Below are 17,088 nucleotides of genomic sequence, written 5' to 3'. Positions count from 1 at the left end.
GCGCAGCCCAACACCCTCAACCCGTCACCCCTGCCGGTAGTTCGGCGACTCGTTAGTAATCGTGATGTCGTGCACATGGCTTTCGCGCAGGCCCGCGTTGGTGATGCGGACGAACTCGCACTTCGTCTGCATCTCGGCGATGGACTTGCTGCCGGTGTAGCCCATGGCCGCGCGCAGGCCGCCGACCAGCTGGTGGATCACCGCCGACACCGGGCCCTTGTAGGGGACGCGGCCTTCGACGCCTTCCGGCACCAGCTTCATGGTCGAGACTTCCTGCTGGAAGTAACGGTCGGCCGAGCCGCGCGCCATGGCTCCCACCGAACCCATGCCGCGGTAGCTCTTGTAGGAGCGGCCCTGGAACAGGATGACCTCGCCGGGGCTCTCGTCCGTGCCGGCGAACAGGCTGCCCAGCATCGCGACGCTGGCGCCCGCGGCGATCGCCTTGGCGAGGTCGCCGGAGAACTTGATGCCGCCGTCGGAGATCACCGGGATGCCCAGCTTCTCACAGGTCTCCACCACGTCCATGACGGCGGTCAGCTGCGGAACGCCGACTCCGGCCACGATGCGGGTGGTGCAGATGGAGCCCGGGCCGATGCCGACCTTCACGGCGTCGGCGCCGGCGTCGATCAGCGCCTTCGCCGCGTCGCCGGTCGCCACGTTGCCGGCAATCACCTGGGTGTAGTTGGACATGTTGCGCGCGGCGCGCACTTGGTCCAGCACCTTCAGCGAATGGCCGTGCGCGGTGTCGACCACCAGCACGTCGACGCCGGCGTCGAACAGAGCCTCCGCCCGGCGCAGCCCGTCGGAGCCGGTGCCGGTGGCGGCGGCGACGCGCAGGCGGCCCTGGGCGTCCTTGCAGGCGTTCGGGTAGGCCTGGGCCTTCTCGATGTCCTTCACGGTGACGAGGCCGATGCAGCGGTAATCCTCGTCCACCACCAGCAGCTTCTCGATGCGGTGCTGGTGCAGCAGGCGCTTGGCCTCGGCTTGGCTGACGCCCTCGCGGACGGTCACCAGATCCTTGGTCATCAGTTCGCTGACCGGCTGCTTCGGGTCGCTGGCGAAGCGCACGTCGCGGTTGGTCAGGATGCCGACCAGCTTGCCGCTGCCGCGGGAGTCCAGCGTCTCCACCACCGGAATGCCGGAGATGCGGTAGTCGGCCATCAGCTGCAGCGCGTCGGCCAGCGTGGCGCCGGGGGTGATGGTGATCGGGTTGACCACCATGCCGGACTCATACCGCTTGACCTTGCGGACCTCCTCGGCCTGCTGCTCGATGGTCAGGTTGCGGTGGATGACGCCGATGCCGCCGGCCTGGGCCATGGCGATGGCGAGGCTGCTCTCGGTCACCGTGTCCATGGCCGAGGACATCAGCGGGATGCCGAGTTCGATGGACTTGGTCAGGCGGGTCCGGGTGTCGACCTCGTTCGGCAGGACCGAACTTTCGGCCGGCACCAGAAGAACGTCGTCGAAGGTCAGGGCTTCGCGGATCGAGGTCGAGCGGGCCATCGGAAATCTCCCGGAAGGACAGGGGGGCCGGAAAAAATTTCGCCGCACTATACACAAGACCGTGGGCTTGTGAAGGCGCGCACACCACAAATTATCGTGTACGACGGCCCGAACGCGCAGGCCAGCCATGACCTGCGCGTACGCGTCTCAACCTGCGGCCGTGTCAGTCGTTCGCGTTCGCGCCACGAAAACCCGTGGCGACGACATAGGTTTCCGACGATTCCGCACGGCTGGCCGGCGGCTTCGCGTGGCGGACGGTCGTGAAATCGCGCTTCAGCCGCTCCAGCAACGACTTCTCCGCCCCGCCCTGAAACAGCTTGGCCACGAAGGCCCCGCCGGGGGCCAGCACCTCCTCCGCGAAGTCGTAGGCGGCCTCGGCCAGCGCCATGATGCGCAGGTGGTCGGTGTGCTGGTGGCCGATGGTCGGCGCGGCCATGTCGCTCAGCACCACGTCGGCCGGGCCGCCCAGCGCCTCCTTCAGCCGGTCGGCGGCGCCCTCCTCCAGGAAGTCGGCCTGCATGGTGGTGGCGCCGGGGACCGGGTCCATGGGCAGGATGTCCAGCCCGACGACCGTCCAGCCTTCCTTCGCCGTCTGCACCTTATCGACCGCCACCTGGGTCCAGCCGCCGGGGGCGGCGCCCAGGTCGACCACGCGCTTGCCGGGGGCGAGCAGGTGGAACTTCTCGTCCAGCTGCAACAGCTTGAAGGCGGCGCGCGAGCGGAAGCCGCGCTTCGTCGCTTCGTGCACGTAGGGGTCGTTCAGGTGCCGCTCCAGCCAGCGGGCCGACGAGGTGGAGCGCTTCGTCGCGGTCTTCACGCGAACGGTGGCGCGGCGTCCACCCGGCTTGGAGGAGGACGGGGGCTTTCCAACCATGATCTCACAGTTCCTTAATACAATTCCCGCGCCGACCCGATCAGCTCCACGAGGATGCCCTCGCGCAGGCCGCGGTCGGCGATGCGCAGCCGCTGGACCGGCCAACAGTCGCACAGCGCGTCCAGCACCGCGCAGCCGGCGATGACCAGGTCCGCGCGGTCCTGGCCGATGCAGGGATGCCGCGCCCGGCCGTCGAAGTCCAGCGCGACGAGCCGTTCGATGACCGCGCGGGCGTGGTCGATGCGCAGGAAGCTGCCGTCCACCGCCCGGCGGTCGTAGCGGCACAGGCCGAGGTGAACCCCCGCCAGCGTCGTCACCGTGCCCGACGTGCCGAGCATCTGCACCTGCCCCGCCAGCACCCGCTCGCGGATGCCGTTGCGCGCCTCGAAGCCGGCGATGGCGGAGGACACCGCCTCCACCATGTTGCGGTACATGTCGCCGCTCACCTCCGGCCCACCGAACTGCTCCGTCAGGCCGATGACGCCGCAGCGGATGGAGGTCTGGTCGAGGATGCGCGGCGGCCGGTTCTTCTCCACCGCCAGCCACATCAGCTCGGTCGAGCCGCCGCCGATGTCGAACACGACCGCGTAGGGCACGGAATGGTCCAGCAGCGACGCGCAACCGGCAAGCGCCAGGCGCCCTTCCTCCTGGCTGGAGATGATCTCGATGGCGATGCCGGTTTCCCGTTCCACCGCGTCGATGAACTCGTTGCAGTTGCGGGCGCGCCGGCAGGCCTCCGTCGCGACGGCGCGGGCGGCGGTGACGCCGCGCCGTTCGATCTTGGACCCGCACACCTTCAGGGCGGCGATGGTGCGTTCCATCGCCAGGTCCGACAGCTGGTCGTGGCGGGTCAGCCCCTCCCCCAGCCGGACGATTCGCGAGAAGGCGTCGATGACGCGAAAACCGCCGGGAGCGGCCCGCGCGATCAGCAGGCGGCAATTGTTGGTGCCGAGGTCGAGGGCCGCGAACACAGGGCGCGAGGGAACCGTCGAACGCAACCGTCCGGTGTCGTTCTGCCGCCCGCTGTGCACCTGTAGGTCCACGAATCCTCCCCGCCACGCTGAAGAGCGGCATCTTAACCCGGTTTCATTCCCGGTTGGAACCCCACGAATGGTAAAGGCCGGCTTGCCGAAGGTGCCGACCGCAAAAAAAGTCTATACAAGCGCGGGACCCTTTGCTAAAAGGGCGGCCCACGACGGGACGCGGCCATGACCGCTCCCGACGACGGTCTGGGGGATCGTCTAGCGGTAGGACAGCGGACTCTGACTCCGCCAGCCTAGGTTCGAATCCTAGTCCCCCAACCAACCTTTCCCAAGCGGCCTACAGCTTCAGCATTTGAACGTACTGCGCGTGCCGGGCGCCGGCCCCGCCACGGTCCACGCTCCCCGTCCTGCGGCGACCATCGAACACCACACGACCGCTGCACGGCGGCGCTTTGAGAGCTTCGACCCCGGTTACCGAAGCCCCCACGTTCAAAAGGCGTTCTATGCCTCAGACTTGAGCAAGCCCTCCGTCGACGAAAACCTCGCCGCCGGTCATGAAGCTGCTGTCGGAGGATGCCAGGAACGCGGCCACCGCCCCCGTCTCGGACGGGTCGCCCATCCGCCCGATGGGCGTCGTGCTGCCGAGCGCATCCAACCCTTCCTCGCCCACCACCTCCAGCGCCAGTTCCGTCTTGGTCGGTCCCGGAGACAGCACATTGACGCGGATGCCCGTGCCGCGCAGGTCCAGCGCCCAACTGCGCGCCAGGTTCCGGACCGCGGCCTTGGTCGCGCTGTAAATGCTGAACTGCGGCGTCCCCATCACTCCCGTGCTCGAACCGGTCAGGATGATCGACGCCCCGTCCCCCATCAGCGGCAGGGCTTTCTGCACCGTGAAGACCAGCCCTTTCACATTGACGTCGAAAATCTGGTCGTAATGCTCGGGCGTGATGTCACCGAGCGGCGCGAACGCCCCGGTCCCGGCGTTGGCGAACAGAATGTCGAGCCCGCCCCGTTCGGCCTTGACGGTGTCGTACAACCGGTCGAGGTCGGACAGATCGGTGACCGAGCCCCTGACGGCCCGCGCCGAGGATCCGAGCTTCGCGACGGCCGCATCGAGCGCCTCTTGCCGCCGCCCGAAGAGGTACACGAACGCTCCTTCGTCGACAAACCGTTTAGCAGCGCCGAATCCGATGCCGCTTCCGCCGCCGGTCACCACCGCCGTCTTGCCCTGTAGCCTGCTCATGTTGCGCTCCTTCAGTGAGGTTGCACAGAGCTGGCGACCTACCCACCTATCGACAAGTATGCACCATTTGGTAAGTGCCCCAAAATGACGCCCGACATGAAGAATGACCGTTCGGACCCGACCCAGCCGTCGGCGCCGGCTCCCCAGCCGGATCCGGGCTGCACCCCGACTTTGCCTGGCTTCACCTGCGGCCTCGATGCGACGTTGCGGATCATCGCCGGGAAGTGGAAGCCGCTGATTCTGTACTTCCTCGCCCAAGGTGGCCCGTATCGTTACGGCGAACTCCGGCGAGCGGTGCGCGACGTCAGCGACAAGATGCTGATCCAGCAGCTGAAGGAACTGGAGGCCGATGGTTTGGTGAAGCGGACCGACTACAAGGAGGTTCCTCCGCGGGTCGACTACAGCCTCACCCCCTTGGGCCGCAGCTTGGCGGAAGCCCTCGTGCCGCTCTGCTCCTGGGGCACAGAGCACATGGCGGAGGTCAGCCGGGTTTTCGCCCAACGGGATGGCTGGACCACCAAAGGACGGTGAACCGCCCCTTCCAGCCCGTTCCCCGGTGATCACGGACTCCCTCGGGAGAGCGCCTTACCTCAAAAGAGGAGCGTGCCTGAAGCAATACCGAAGACGCGCGCCCAGTGTGTCTATCCGGATTTGAGCAGGAAACCATGATCGCACAGCGTTAGCATGGGCACCGGTTCACGGGACAGCGGGGTGTGATGATGCACATAAGAAACCGGGGAAGCGGAATGATCGCTGCTCTGCTGGTTCTCTTTATGATTGCCGCCGCTCTGATTGGCGTAATTTTGGCGTCCTGGGGAAGGGACGCGCCAAGCCATGCATCAATACACGGGAGAGCAACGCGCTCGCTCCTGCTGCCCGTGCTTCCCAGATGGTGACTCGACCGCCGCGAAGCGCCCTCCGGAGTGCCGATTGATCCACCAGAACAGCAGGCGTCCATAGCCGACGCTTGTCCGCGTGCGCAGGCAGAAAGAAGTCCGGCCCGGATCGAAGGAAAATCGGCCCATCGGTTGACGCGGGCCGATCGAGAGCCTCTGCGTCTGGACCTCTGCGTCTGGTCGGCTAGGAGGAAATGACCCGGCACCCACGCCGGGTCATCACCCCCGGTCGCAATCACTCGCGACGGTGGCGTCAGCGCTTGACGCCGTTGCCGTACCGCGAGCAGTCATAGTCATCGGTGCCGGCTTCGGCGCGGCCGCCGTTGGACGTGTTGTAGCGCGGATCGTCGCACTGCCCATTGCGGGCATACTGGTTCGAACCGCCCGAGCCGAACAGCCCGCCGCTTCCGTTGCTCCCACTTCCGCCGAAAATCCCGCCACCGCTGTCGCCGAACAAGCCACCATTGCTGGTTTGGTTGCAGGCCCCCAGCGCAAGCGTGGTTGCCAGCAGCATCGCAGCACCGAACGCGCGTTTCATGAGCGGTATCCTCCATGGAAGGCGTGAATGTGTCCCTTTGACCACCTCAACAACGAAACCATAAGGAGAATTCCCGCTCGGCTTACCGCTGGGCGTCCTCTGAAGCGGATGCGCGGCAGAGCCGCCGACCTGCGAAGCACCGTCGCGTTCGGCCCGGGGAAGCTTATGCTCACCCGCGGGTACGCACCCAAATTTTGGGATGGGGTCCCGTCGCGACCCCGCCTATAGCCCAAAGTACAGGTTTTGCTCGGCTCATATGGTTAATTTTTTACTAACGTTAGGGTTGGCCAGCACACGAATGATCGGGTAGCGTCCGGTCAACGTGATCGCTTTCGAGAGTGACTGAACGATGCACCCTGTTTCCATCTTTCTGATTGACGCCAACAAGTTGTTCCGCGAAGGCATGAAGGCCCTGTTCTCCGACGGGGAGTTCCGCGTCACGAACGAGGCTGCGAACGCGGAAGGAATGCTGTCGGGCGCAGAAGGCGAAGCGCCCCAACTCATCATGCTCGATCCGGCTTCGACGCGGGACACGGTGCAGGCGGTGACGGCGCTGAAGGGCCGGTTTCCGGAAGCGCGCCTGGTTCTGCTCGCCACCGAACTGGACACCACGGAGATGGCCAACGCCATCCAGGCGGGCGCCGATGCCTTCCTGATGAAGGACATCTCGCCGGCAGCGCTCGCCCAGTCGCTGCGCTTGGTGATGATGGGAGAAAAGGTGTTCCCCACCCATCTGGCCGCCCTTCTGATCACGGGCAAGGTGAACGCCAACGCGAACGCGCCGTCCGCGCCGAAGGGCCTGTCGGGGCGCGAGGTGCAGCTCGTGCAGCGTCTCCTCTTGGGCGACAGCAACAAGATGATCGCCATTCACTTGAACATCACCGAGGCGACGGTGAAGGTCCATCTCAAAAGCCTGCTGCGCAAGATCAACGTCTCGAACCGCACCCAGGCGGCGATCTGGGCGCTGGAGAACGGCTTCGGCGGCAAGGTGGAAGGGTCTTTGGAAGTCGCCTGACCCTCGGGACGACGCCCTCCGCACCGGCCGGCCGGAATTGCCGCCGGGACTGTTGTCGAGCGTGATCCTCGTCATGGAGGCCCACATCGGCGGGGCTTGGCCTGCCCCGCCTGCACGAGTTCGCTCTGGCCCTGCGCCGTAGGCGGCGGCATGCTGGCGCCGAACGGTCGGCGATGGCGCAGGATTGCCGTCGAAGCCAAGCAACGCGCGCAATGTGGGAGAGATCATGAAGACGCTCGGTCTGATCGGTGGCATGAGCTGGGAAAGCACCGCGATCTACTATCGCCACCTCAACGAGATCGCGCGCAACCGGCTCGGCGGGCTGCATTCGGCAAAGCTGCTGTTGTGGTCCGTTGATTTCGCCGAGATCGCGGAGCGCCAGCACGCCGGGGATTGGGACGGGGCGGCCACGATCCTGGTCGACGTCGCCCGCCGGCTGGAGGGTGCCGGGGCCGAAGCGCTGGTCATCTGCACCAACACCATGCACAAGCTGGCCGGGGCCGTGGAATTGGCCATCGGCATCCCGCTCGTCCACATCGCCGACGCGACCGCCGGGCGGTTGAAGGCGGCGGGCGCCAAGCGCCCCGCCCTGCTGGCCACCCGCTTCACCATGGAACAGGACTTCTACACCGGGCGTCTGCGCGACCGGCATGGGCTGGATGTTCTGGTTCCGGACGAGGCGGGCCGGGCGCTGGTCCACCGGGTCATCTACGACGAACTCTGCCGCGGCGAGGTGAAGGGGGATTCCAAGGCCGCCTACCTCGCGGAGATCGAGCGCCTTCGCGCGGCCGGCGCCGACAGCGTCATCCTCGGCTGCACCGAGATCACCATGCTGATCGGGGCCGGCGACACCGACCTCCCCGTCTTCGACACCACGCGCATCCACGCCGAAGCGGCCATGGACGTGGCGTTGGGCGACGGCGCGGTTGGCTGAAGGCGATTCACCACAGAGGCACAGAGACACGGAGTTTACCGATCTCCGTGTCTCCGTGCCTCTGTGGTTTTCCTGCGTTCCTTGCGCCCCCGCACGAAACAATATAGGATCGAAGTCATAAACGGGAACGACTCCGCCCATGCGACATCACCGCGTTTCGTGTTTCACAGCGTTTCATTCCGTCGCACGGGGAAATGCGGGTCACCCAGGTCGGCGTACCCACCGCTCTCGCGTGCAGGCGGCGGGATGCGCTACCATATGGAAAGATCCGGGCCGCTCAACCGGCCTGGGCCACTCTTGGACGGACGGCTGGTGACACAGCGATGCAGGTTGACGAGTATCTGGGCTTCCGCAAAGGCGACGAAGTCCTCGACGCGGCGGAACTGACCGCGGGCACGGCGCGGATCAAGGAGATCCACATCGTTCCCGACGACATGGGTCTGGCCGCCATCGCGGTGATGGAGAACGGCGCGGAGCGCTACATCACGCAACTGAAGAAGGTCAGTCGGCGGTCGGCGGAGGACCGGCCCAACAACGTGACCGTGCTGCATGGCTGACGCGCCCGGTGCTGCGGAGGCGTTCGTCCCGCGCGCGCACCAGGTCGAGGCGCGCGACGCGATCCTGACGCGCCGCGCCGCCGGCTGGCCCGGCTTCCTGCTGGGCGACCGCACCGGCCTGGGCAAGACGCTGTCGGTCTGGCTGGCCGTGGCCGCCATGCCGGAGGACGAGGTGCTGGTCGTCGGACCGAAAAGCGCGCTGGCCCATTGGCGCCGGACCATCGCCCGGTCGGGCTGCCGGCCGAAGCGCGTCACGCTCATCAACTACGAGCGGACCAAGTCGCTGCTGAAGCCGGTGCCGGCCAGCAGCAAGCGCTCGACCCGCGCCAAGAACAACGAACTCGCCAAGTTCGGGGAGCCGAAGCGGACCTGGCCCATCGTCGTCTTCGACGAGAGCCACCGCCTGCGCAACCCGCACTCCCAGCAGACCATGGCCTGCCGCACCATCGCCGACGCGGCGGCCTTCACCATCTACATGAGCGCCACCGCCGGGCAGGCGCCGCACGAGCTGGCCTACCTCGGCGCCCTGCTCGGCCGCGCCGCCGGGACGGACACCGCCGACATTGGCGGCTTCCGGAACCTCATGAAGCGGCTCGGCATCGGCAAGGCCAAGGGGCGCTGGAAGAACTGGTCGTGGGAGCCGAACGAGCGGGACTGCCGCCTGATGGCGGACCTGCTCTACCAGGGCCCCAACGCCGCAGGACTGCGCCGCACGCCGGAGGACATCGCCGGCTGGCCGGAGATCGAACGGGCGCTGGAGCCGACCGAGTTCGACCGCGAGGAACGCCGCCTCTACGACGCGACCTGGCGGGAGTTCCGGCGGGAGTTCGGCCTTGCCGGCGGCAGCACGCGCCGGCCCCAGGGCTGGGCCGCCGACCTGCGCTTCCGCCAGAAGGGCTCGCTGCTGCGGGTGCGCGGCACGGCGGATTTCGTGGAGGAATTGCTCGGCAACGGCCACGCCGTCGCCGTGTCGGTCGCCTTCCTGGAAACGGCGGCCCTGCTGGAGGACACGCTGCGCGGCCGGGGCTGGCGCGTCGGGCGGATCACGGGGGAGCAGGACGGCGACGCCAACGAGGCGACGCGTACCGATTTCCAGACCGGCCAACTGGACGTCGTCGTGTTCACCGTGACGGAGTCGATCTCCCTTCATCAGGGGGAGATGCCGGGTGGCGAGGCGCCCCGCGCGCTCGTCGTCCACGACCTGCGCTACTCTGCGATCCAGATGCAGCAGATCGAGGGACGCTGCCACCGCGACGGCCGCAAGGCGACCGTCTGGTACACCTACGCCGAAGACACCGTAGAGGAGCGCGTCGCGGAGGCCGTGGTCGCCCGCATGGCCTCCATGGACGCCATGGCCGGCGACGACACCAGCCTGCTGGATGACATCGGGACGATCCTGCGCGCGTCCCTGGAGGAGCGGTCGGCCGCGTGACGGCTGGTCAACGCTCGCACGCGACGCGGTATTCCTCCATGGACCGGCGCAGGTCCTCCGGCAACGGGACGGACTCGAAGCTGTCCAGCGAGGTGGCCACGACGACCAGCTGGCCGGATAGGCGCACCTTCCCGTCGGCCTCCGCCGTGATGCGCAGCGTGATGGAACTACGGCCGAGCCGCTCGATCACGACGCCCAGCGTCAGCGTCTCGCCCATGCGGCCGGGGATGAGGAAGTCGCACTCCGCGTGCACGATCGGCAGGCCCAGCCGCCGGTCCAGGATCATGCTGGCGTAGTTGTACCCGAGCCCCAGGGTGAACCAGTCCTCGATCACGCCGTTGAACATGTCGAAATAGACCGGGAAATAGACGATCCCGGCCGGGTCGGTGTGGGAGAATCGGATCGGCCTCTGCACCCGGAACGCGCCCTCGGGCAGCAGCGGGTGGCGCGTCGCGTGATCGTTCGCGGAGGGCTTGCCCAGCGGGACGACGGTCATGCGGGAATCCTTTTTTGTTCATCGGGTCGGGCTTTTATATTGCCCTGCAGCACGAACAGTCTATAGCACGAATTGTTGAGAAATCACTTCTTGCCGGAACGGGAGACCGAGCCCAGAGCACGCGCAGCGGTTCCCCGAAGGAAGTCCTTCGGAAGCGCTGCAAGCCGATCGCCGGGTTTTGCGCGTTCCTCATCCGGACGCGATGCGGAAGGGAGCCCTCAGCGGGATGATGCCGGCATGATGAAGGACCCGAAACAGATCGCGCGGGTGGCCCTGCAGTCCGCCCGCGTCAACGTGGAGGTCTACGAGGCCTGCGGCCTGATCACCTCCGACTCCGCCAACGGCCTGCGCTACAAGATCGCGGTGCAGGCGGGGGACGTGAACGGCGACAATTGCCGCTTTCCCGCCTGTGACTGCCCCTGGCCAGATTGCTCGCGTCAGCCCGCCACGCCGACGCTGTCCACATAGCGCTTCATCGCCGCCGCACCGGCCTCCGTCAGCTCGATGAAGACGCGGCGGCCGTCCTTGTCGTCGGCGATGCGGCGCACCAGCCCGCGGTCGTGCAGGTCGGCGATCCGCCGCAGCGCGGTGGTCTGCGCCACGCCCGAGGCGATGCACAGCGACGACACGGAGATGCGCCGCCCCTGGAGGTGGTTGATCATCAGGTCCAGCAGCATGTCCCAGCAGGGGTCCTCGAACAGGCCTTTGGGAAAGAACTTGCCGCGGGCGGCGCGCTTGCGCTGGATGGCCTGAAGGATTGACAGATGATCGCTCGCCGCCTCGGCAACGGCAGACAGGACTGGCGCCAGGACAGGCGCAACCGGGACCGGAACCACCCGCGGGCCCGACGCGAAAGGCATGACGCGGACCGGCACGCTTTCCTCCCGCAGAGTCCGCACCGTTTCGATGAGGGCAAGGCTGTGGCGGTAGGCCTGCTCCAGCGCGTCCGCGTTGAAGCCTTCCGGCGACGTCGGCGCCACGTCGGCGCCGGCATCCTCGCGGGCGGCGAGTGCCCGGCCGAGCGCCCGGTCAAGTTGGACGCCGTCCTCCGGACCGGTGACGACGTCGGCGACCTGCAGGCGCATCGCCCGCACGACCTCGTCGGCCGACGGGTTGCGCGCGACCAGGATGCAGGCGACGCCCCGATGGGTGCGGCGCAGCCGCTCGATCAGAGCCAAGCTGTCGAAGCCGGGCGAACCGCCGTCGACGAAGACGACGCCGATGTCCGGCGTCGCGTCCAGGACACCGAGCGCGGTGATGACGTCCCGCGCTTCCTGCACGCGATGGCCGGCGCGCAGCCCACAATCGCGGATGCGCTCGGCGGCGCCGTGGTCGTTTCCGATGATCAGGATCGAGGGTACGACCGCCGAAAGCCCGGCCGGCGCACCGAATTCCGCCCCCCGCGAAGCCAGAGTCCCCTGCATGCCCCACCCCCTGCCGCTCGTCCGCCGGTGTCGCCCGGCAGCCCGTGGCAGCCCCTGCGCCGTTGCGACGCCCAAGCATCGGGCGCCGCAACGTTGTCTCTTACGCGATAGGCCGCCGAACAATTGTTGGTAGTTTCATAGCATTACTCCGTTCGTTCGCGTATCAACGGCCGTTGATGCTTTCCACGCCACCATTGCGACACAAATCACTTGCGTGCCGGTAATTATCGATCACGGCCTGTCCGTATCGAGGGCATAACCGACCCCACGCACGGTCACGATGGGCGACGGACTGCCGTCCTCCAACCGCATCTTCCGCCGCAGCCGCGTGATCAGCGTGTCCACCGTATGCTCGCTGATCGACCTTGGGTCGCGGTTGCTGATGACGTCCAGAAGATACTCCCGGCTGACCGGGTTGGGGCGCATCGCGGCCAGCGCGGCCAGGATGTTGAACTCACCCGTCGTGAGCGCGAGGTAGGAGCCGTCGGGCCGGAACAGCGCGCGGCGCACAAGGTCGAGCCGCCACCCGCTGAAGACGAGCGGCGCGTCCGCCGGCGCGGACGGTGCCGCGGGCGCGGCTGCCGACGACCGCGCGGCATGGCGCAGCAGGTTCCGGATGCGGATCAGCAGTTCCAGAAGGTCGACCGGCTTGGTCACGTAGTCGCCGCCCTGCGACAGCCCGGCGATGCGGTCGGTCGGGCTGTCGCGGCCGGTCACGAAGATCAGCGGGATCTCCTGCCCCAGCTTCAGCCGCTCGGCCAGCGCCAATCCGTCGCCGTCCGGCAAGTTGATGTCCAGCAAGACAAGGTCCGGGCGCTGGTCGGCCAGCATCCCGGCCACTGCGGCGCAGCTGGAGGCCCGCAGCACGCTCAAGCCCTGTCGCTCCAGGTAGGATGCGATCAGGTCCTGGGTCTCAAGCGCGTCCTCGACCAGAAGGACCGTGCGGCCCGCCAATTCCGCCCCGACGCTCATGGCGGGATACGCTCCCGTGACCTCGCTGTTGGCGGCATCATGGAAGCTCCCCTCCCCCTTCTCCGGTTTCAATCGCACGGAGCACGTCCGCGACGCGGCGCTCCAAAACCAGAATCGCGTCGCTGAATGCCTCATTCTCCCCAGGCCCGCACACCGGCCCCGCCTGAACAAGGGTCAAAGCAGCACGCTCCAGCACACGCGCCTCCTCGCTCAGTTCGGGAAAGCCATAGGTGGCCCCGCTGCCCTTCAGGCGGTGCGCCAACTCCGCCAGCCGTTCCGGCGATGCCGAGCGGTCCGCCAGCGCCGTCCTGGCCTCGCGGCACGCCTGCGCGAAATGCCCCCGCAGCCGCGCCCGGTCGGACGGCGAGAGACTGGCCGGCGCGAAAGCGGCGGGCTGCAGGGCGTCGGTCGGCGCGTGCCGGGCCAGCGCGTCGTGCAGCACGTCCGGATCGACCGGCTTGGACACCACCTCATCCACCCCGGCGTCGAGGTACTGGGCGCAGTCCTCCGGCGAGCTGTTGGCGGTGACCGCGATAATCGGGGTTAGGGCACGGTCGGGATCGGACAGCGCCCGGATGCGGCGGGCGACCTCAACGCCGTCCATCCCCGGCAGCCGCATGTCGAGCAGCACGACGTCGACGGGCGCCTCGAAAAGGCGGGCCAGCGCGTCTTCTCCGGTTTCCACGCAGACGACCCTATGGCGTCCCGGAGCGAGATACTCGCGCATGATCGCCTGGTTCTCCGGCGCATCCTCGACCACAAGGATGTCAAGCAGCCCCGGCTCCGGCAACGGCGCCGTCCGCTCCCGCTCGGGAACCGGCACCGGCCGTGTCTGCACCGTGACCGAAAACACCGATCCGCCGCCGGGCCGGTTGTGCAGGTCCACGGCCCCGCCCATCAGCCCGGCCAGTCGCTTGACGATGGCGAGGCCGAGCCCCGTGCCGTCGCGCCACCCGCCAACGCCGCGCTGGAAGGGTTCGAAGATGATCGCCTTTGCCGCCATGGGCACGCCCGGCCCCGTGTCGGCGACGGTCAGCACCAGCGTCATGCCCCCGAACATCGCGCTTGCTCCGGCCGGACGGGCGGACAGGCTGACCATGACACCGCCTTGCTCCGTGAACTTGACGGCGTTGCTCAGCAGATTGAGGACGATCTGGCGGAACCGCACCGGGTCGATCCAGAACCGGGTGGCCCCGATCCCCGCAACCTCCAGGGTCAGACGCAGCCCCTTCTCCTCGGCGGAGGGCTGCATCAGGGCAACCGCGTCCTCCACCAGTCCGGCGACGTCGGTCGGCTCCGGTTCCAGCTCTGTCCGGCCCGCGTCCAGCCGCGCCAGTTCCAGCACGCTGTCCAGCATGGTCACCAGATGGCGCCCGGCATCGTCGGCCACGCGCAGCCTCTCGTCCAGGCGCTCCGTCGCGCCTTCCCGCCGGATCACCCGCACCATGCCGAGCAGGGCGTTCAGCGGCGTGCGGACCTCGTGGCTGAGGTTGGCGAGGAAGCGCTCCAGCATCGTCGACTTGTCCGACAGCGCCCGCGTGCGTTCGGCGATCTGCCGCTCCAGCCCCTCGTTGAGGGCGGCAAGTTCCTGCGACAGGTCGCGAACGTTGTCGAGCGCCTTGACCACCCGGCGGCCGAGCACCAGCGCGTGCGAGAACATGAACAGCAGTGCGCCGTAGGGCACGAGGTCGATGCTCTGGAACAGGTGCGCGTACATCAGCGCGTCGTGCACCACCGACGCCAGGAAGGCCAGGGCGCCTGCGCCCAGCAGCAGCGCGCCGAAATGCCGCCGCCACGCCGCCGCACCCAGGCACCATGCGAAGTACAGCGCGGAGAGGACCAGCAGCAGGCTGGCCACGTCGCGGAAGCGCGTGAAGAAGGCCGGCTGGGTGAACAGCACCATCAGGACACCGGCAACCGACACACCGAGCATAACCTGGCCCACCCAACGGTGCAGGCATCCGGGAAACAGCGACCGCAGCAGGTGGAAGTAGATCGGGTAGAACATGTAGATCGGCAGGTATTCCAGCCGATAAGCCCAAGCCTCGGACACCTCGGGGAAGAACAGGCGCAGCAGGCCGCTGGTGCAGACCAGCCGCATCGTGCAGGCGAACAGCAGCAGCACCAGATAGACCGCCGCGGCCGACACCCCACGGCGAACGAAGGCAGCGATGAACAGGGCCATCAGCGCCAGCGACATCAGCGCGCCGGCGTTGGTCATCAACTGGCGCTGCCACACCCGGGACAGCTCTCCGTTCCCATCCAGGTGCAGGGTGCGGCCGATGCCGCCTTCGACGTGGAAGTGGTTGGAGATCTCCAGCGCCAGTTCCATCACCCGGCGCCCGCCCGGCAGCGTGGTGAAGCGCGTGGCGGAGACCGGCTCCTCCGTCGCGGCGTCGAGCGCCGGCTTGCCCGCAGCCACCACGACCTGCCCGTCCACCCACAGCCGCGTGGCCGAATAGGCGGCCGGAATTTGCAGCGTCAGCGGTGGCGTTCCGGGCGGCAGCAGAAGTTGCAACCGGAAGGTTGCCGCGCCCTGCCCGTCCATGCGCCCGCCATCGGGGCGTACGACCCCGTTCCAGATCAGGGGAAGCGTGACCGGCACCCAGACCTTGCCATCCGGCAGGGGCAGCCGCTGCCAGCTTTCCTCACCCGCCAAACGGCCCCAGGAGACGAGCCACTCGCCGTCCAGTTCCACCACCCCGTCCTTGCCGGGGTTCCACGACCGCAAGTCGAGGACACCGTGTTCCGCCTTGATGCCATCCCGCTTGATGCCATCCTGGGCGCTGGCTGGATCGGACGACAGAATCAGGACGGCCGCGGCCAGCCAGAACCAAATCAACGACCCAACGACGGCGGGCATCGTCATGCGGCAGATCCGGAGCGGGTATCGACGGGACCGATGCACCGGACCGCATGTCCTTAGGCTGTGGCAGGCACGAGACCAGGGCCGGCACGAACGACTCTTGGTTGTTCGACCGCACCGATCCCTTGTTGGGTAGCGCAAAACGTCAGGCAAGGAAACAGCGACGCTCAGGAACGATTAAAGCATGGTTTCCAATCCAAGTCTCCCGAATTTCATCCTATACGCGAGCGCCCTCGGAACCCGCGGTGTGGTCATAAGTCACAATCAGCCTATGGGCTTCCAATCGTGGGAGCGCCGCTGGATATTTCTCAAGGGCGTCCGCGTTCGATTATGGTCGTATGAGACTGTATTGCAGTGTGCCCCTGGTGACTGGATCATCAGTCGACGGAGACACCGTCCGGCGGCCCGGCCCGCACCGCGTCGATGAAAGCGCGCAGCGTCGGGGCCATCTGGCGCTGCTGCGGGTAGCAGAGGAAGTGCCCGGGAAAGCGCGCGGACCAGGGCTCCAGCAGCGGAACAAGCCGTTCCGACGCGATGTGCTCCCTCACCGCGTCTTCGACGACGAAGCCGATGCCGATCCCTTGCAACGCGGCCCGCAGTGCCATCGGCTTGTCGTCGACGATCAACGGCCCGTTCACCACGACCTCGAACCACGCCCCGTTCTCGAAGAACTCCCAGGCGTAGGGCATGGAGCGTCCCGGCCAACGCCAGCGGATGCAACGGTGCCGGACGAGGTCGCGGGGATGCGTGGGGGCTCCATGAACGGCCAGATAGTCGGGCGACGCCACCGCGAGCTGGCGCATGTCGGCCCCCAGCCGCACCGCCACCATGTCGCGCTCGATCACCTCCCCGATCCGGATCGCCGCGTCGAAGCCGCCGGCCACCACATCGCCCACCGCATCGTCCAGCGTGATGTCCAGGACGATGTCCGGATAGTCCCGCGCAAAGCTGGGAAGGATCGGTTCAATGTACATCTCTGCCGCGGATCGGAAGCTGTGGATCCGGACCGTCCCGGCCGGCCGTTCCCGCTGCTGGCGGGCGTGGCCGATGGCGTCGCCGAGTTGCGCCACGGCCGGGTGCACGCGCTCGAACAGGCGCTCCCCCGCCTCCGTCAGCACGACGCTGCGCGTGGTGCGGTTGAAGAGCCGCACGCCGAGCCGCTCCTCGAAACCGCGGACCATCTGGCTCAAGGCGGATGGCGACACGCCCAGCCGCTCCGCCGCCCGGCTGAAGCTCAGCGTTTCCGCGACCGCCAGGAATGCGCGCAGTTGGTTGTAGTCCGCGCTGGAGAGAAGGGCATCCATCGCTGCAGGATGAAATTTTTAAGCGGAGCTTACAAGCCCTGTCAGTTTTGC

At 67.4% G+C, this 17,088-nt stretch carries 16 protein-coding genes and 1 tRNA gene; 7 read left to right on the top strand and 10 right to left on the bottom strand.

Features of this window, described 5'->3' with window-relative positions; translation table 11 throughout:
- Positions 1-24: 24 nt before the first annotated feature.
- From guaB to M2351_RS37800, 3 genes are all read right to left on the bottom strand, one after another.
- A complete protein-coding gene (guaB, locus tag M2351_RS37810; RefSeq protein ID WP_264661123.1) occupies positions 25-1,503 on the bottom strand; it encodes an IMP dehydrogenase in 1,479 nt (492 codons plus the stop codon).
- A gap of 163 nt (positions 1,504-1,666) precedes the next feature.
- On the bottom strand, positions 1,667-2,377 hold the full coding sequence (locus M2351_RS37805) for an RlmE family RNA methyltransferase (protein ID WP_264661122.1): 711 nt from the start codon (positions 2,375-2,377) through the stop codon (positions 1,667-1,669).
- 14 nt (positions 2,378-2,391) lie between these two features.
- Positions 2,392-3,420, bottom strand: coding sequence for a Ppx/GppA phosphatase family protein (locus tag M2351_RS37800; protein ID WP_264661121.1), 1,029 nt, complete (start codon positions 3,418-3,420; stop codon positions 2,392-2,394).
- Positions 3,421-3,607: 187 nt separating this feature from the next.
- Here M2351_RS37800 and M2351_RS37795 point away from each other — a divergent pair.
- Positions 3,608-3,681: transfer RNA gene (locus M2351_RS37795), tRNA-Gln, on the top strand.
- A 187-nt stretch (positions 3,682-3,868) separates the two neighbouring features.
- Here M2351_RS37795 and M2351_RS37790 read toward each other — a convergent pair.
- Positions 3,869-4,603, bottom strand: coding sequence for an SDR family NAD(P)-dependent oxidoreductase (locus M2351_RS37790; RefSeq protein ID WP_264661120.1), 735 nt, complete (start codon positions 4,601-4,603; stop codon positions 3,869-3,871).
- A 96-nt stretch (positions 4,604-4,699) separates the two neighbouring features.
- On the opposite strand from M2351_RS37790, the gene M2351_RS37785 reads away from it, so the two are divergent.
- Positions 4,700-5,134: a winged helix-turn-helix transcriptional regulator gene (locus M2351_RS37785; protein WP_264661119.1), complete on the top strand. Its 435-nt coding sequence runs from the start codon at positions 4,700-4,702 to the stop codon at positions 5,132-5,134.
- Positions 5,135-5,752: 618 nt separating this feature from the next.
- Here M2351_RS37785 and M2351_RS37780 read toward each other — a convergent pair.
- Positions 5,753-6,037, bottom strand: a complete 285-nt coding sequence (locus M2351_RS37780; protein ID WP_264661118.1) for a hypothetical protein — start codon at positions 6,035-6,037, stop codon at positions 5,753-5,755.
- A 349-nt stretch (positions 6,038-6,386) separates the two neighbouring features.
- Between M2351_RS37780 and M2351_RS37775 the strand changes: the two genes are divergently transcribed.
- The 4 genes from M2351_RS37775 to M2351_RS37760 all read left to right on the top strand — a co-directional run bounded on the left by M2351_RS37775 (position 6,387) and on the right by M2351_RS37760 (position 9,975).
- Positions 6,387-7,052: a LuxR C-terminal-related transcriptional regulator gene (locus M2351_RS37775; protein ID WP_264661117.1), complete on the top strand. Its 666-nt coding sequence runs from the start codon at positions 6,387-6,389 to the stop codon at positions 7,050-7,052.
- 226 nt (positions 7,053-7,278) lie between these two features.
- On the top strand, positions 7,279-7,986 hold the full coding sequence (locus M2351_RS37770) for an aspartate/glutamate racemase family protein (protein ID WP_264661116.1): 708 nt from the start codon (positions 7,279-7,281) through the stop codon (positions 7,984-7,986).
- 323 nt (positions 7,987-8,309) lie between these two features.
- A complete protein-coding gene (locus tag M2351_RS37765; protein WP_264661115.1) occupies positions 8,310-8,543 on the top strand; it encodes a hypothetical protein in 234 nt (77 codons plus the stop codon).
- Positions 8,536-9,975 carry a DEAD/DEAH box helicase gene (locus M2351_RS37760; protein WP_264661114.1) on the top strand — a complete coding sequence of 480 codons (1,440 nt, stop codon included), beginning with the start codon at positions 8,536-8,538 and terminating at the stop codon, positions 9,973-9,975. The genes M2351_RS37765 and M2351_RS37760 overlap by 8 nt, the downstream gene beginning before the upstream one ends.
- Positions 9,976-9,982: 7 nt before the next feature.
- On the opposite strand, the gene M2351_RS37755 is transcribed toward M2351_RS37760, so the two are convergent.
- The gene (locus tag M2351_RS37755) at positions 9,983-10,471 is read right to left on the bottom strand and encodes an acyl-CoA thioesterase (protein WP_264661113.1); all 489 of its coding nucleotides are present in this window, start codon (positions 10,469-10,471) and stop codon (positions 9,983-9,985) included.
- A 237-nt stretch (positions 10,472-10,708) separates the two neighbouring features.
- Here M2351_RS37755 and M2351_RS37750 point away from each other — a divergent pair, with 237 nt between their 5' ends.
- The gene (locus M2351_RS37750; protein ID WP_209762169.1) at positions 10,709-10,939 is read left to right on the top strand and encodes a hypothetical protein; all 231 of its coding nucleotides are present in this window, start codon (positions 10,709-10,711) and stop codon (positions 10,937-10,939) included.
- On the opposite strand, the gene M2351_RS37745 is transcribed toward M2351_RS37750, so the two are convergent.
- The 4 genes from M2351_RS37745 to M2351_RS37730 all read right to left on the bottom strand — a co-directional run bounded on the left by M2351_RS37745 (position 10,909) and on the right by M2351_RS37730 (position 17,037).
- Positions 10,909-11,895, bottom strand: a complete 987-nt coding sequence (locus M2351_RS37745; protein WP_264661112.1) for a response regulator transcription factor — start codon at positions 11,893-11,895, stop codon at positions 10,909-10,911. The two genes, M2351_RS37750 and M2351_RS37745, sit on opposite strands and share 31 nt — an antisense overlap.
- Positions 11,896-12,126: 231 nt before the next feature.
- Entirely contained in the window at positions 12,127-12,945 is an 819-nt protein-coding gene (locus M2351_RS37740; protein ID WP_264661111.1) for a response regulator transcription factor, read from the bottom strand.
- Positions 12,905-15,736 carry a response regulator gene (locus M2351_RS37735; RefSeq protein ID WP_264661110.1) on the bottom strand — a complete coding sequence of 944 codons (2,832 nt, stop codon included), beginning with the start codon at positions 15,734-15,736 and terminating at the stop codon, positions 12,905-12,907. Before M2351_RS37735 ends, M2351_RS37740 begins: the two co-directional genes overlap by 41 nt.
- 374 nt (positions 15,737-16,110) lie before the next feature.
- Positions 16,111-17,037 (bottom strand): LysR family transcriptional regulator, encoded by a 927-nt coding sequence (locus tag M2351_RS37730; RefSeq protein ID WP_264661109.1) that lies wholly within the window; start codon positions 17,035-17,037, stop codon positions 16,111-16,113.
- Positions 17,038-17,088: the final 51 nt, after the last annotated feature.

Source organism: Azospirillum canadense, assembly GCF_025961225.1.
Classification (GTDB): domain Bacteria; phylum Pseudomonadota; class Alphaproteobacteria; order Azospirillales; family Azospirillaceae; genus Azospirillum; species Azospirillum canadense.
This window is presented reverse-complemented; position numbering and strand designations above follow the sequence as displayed.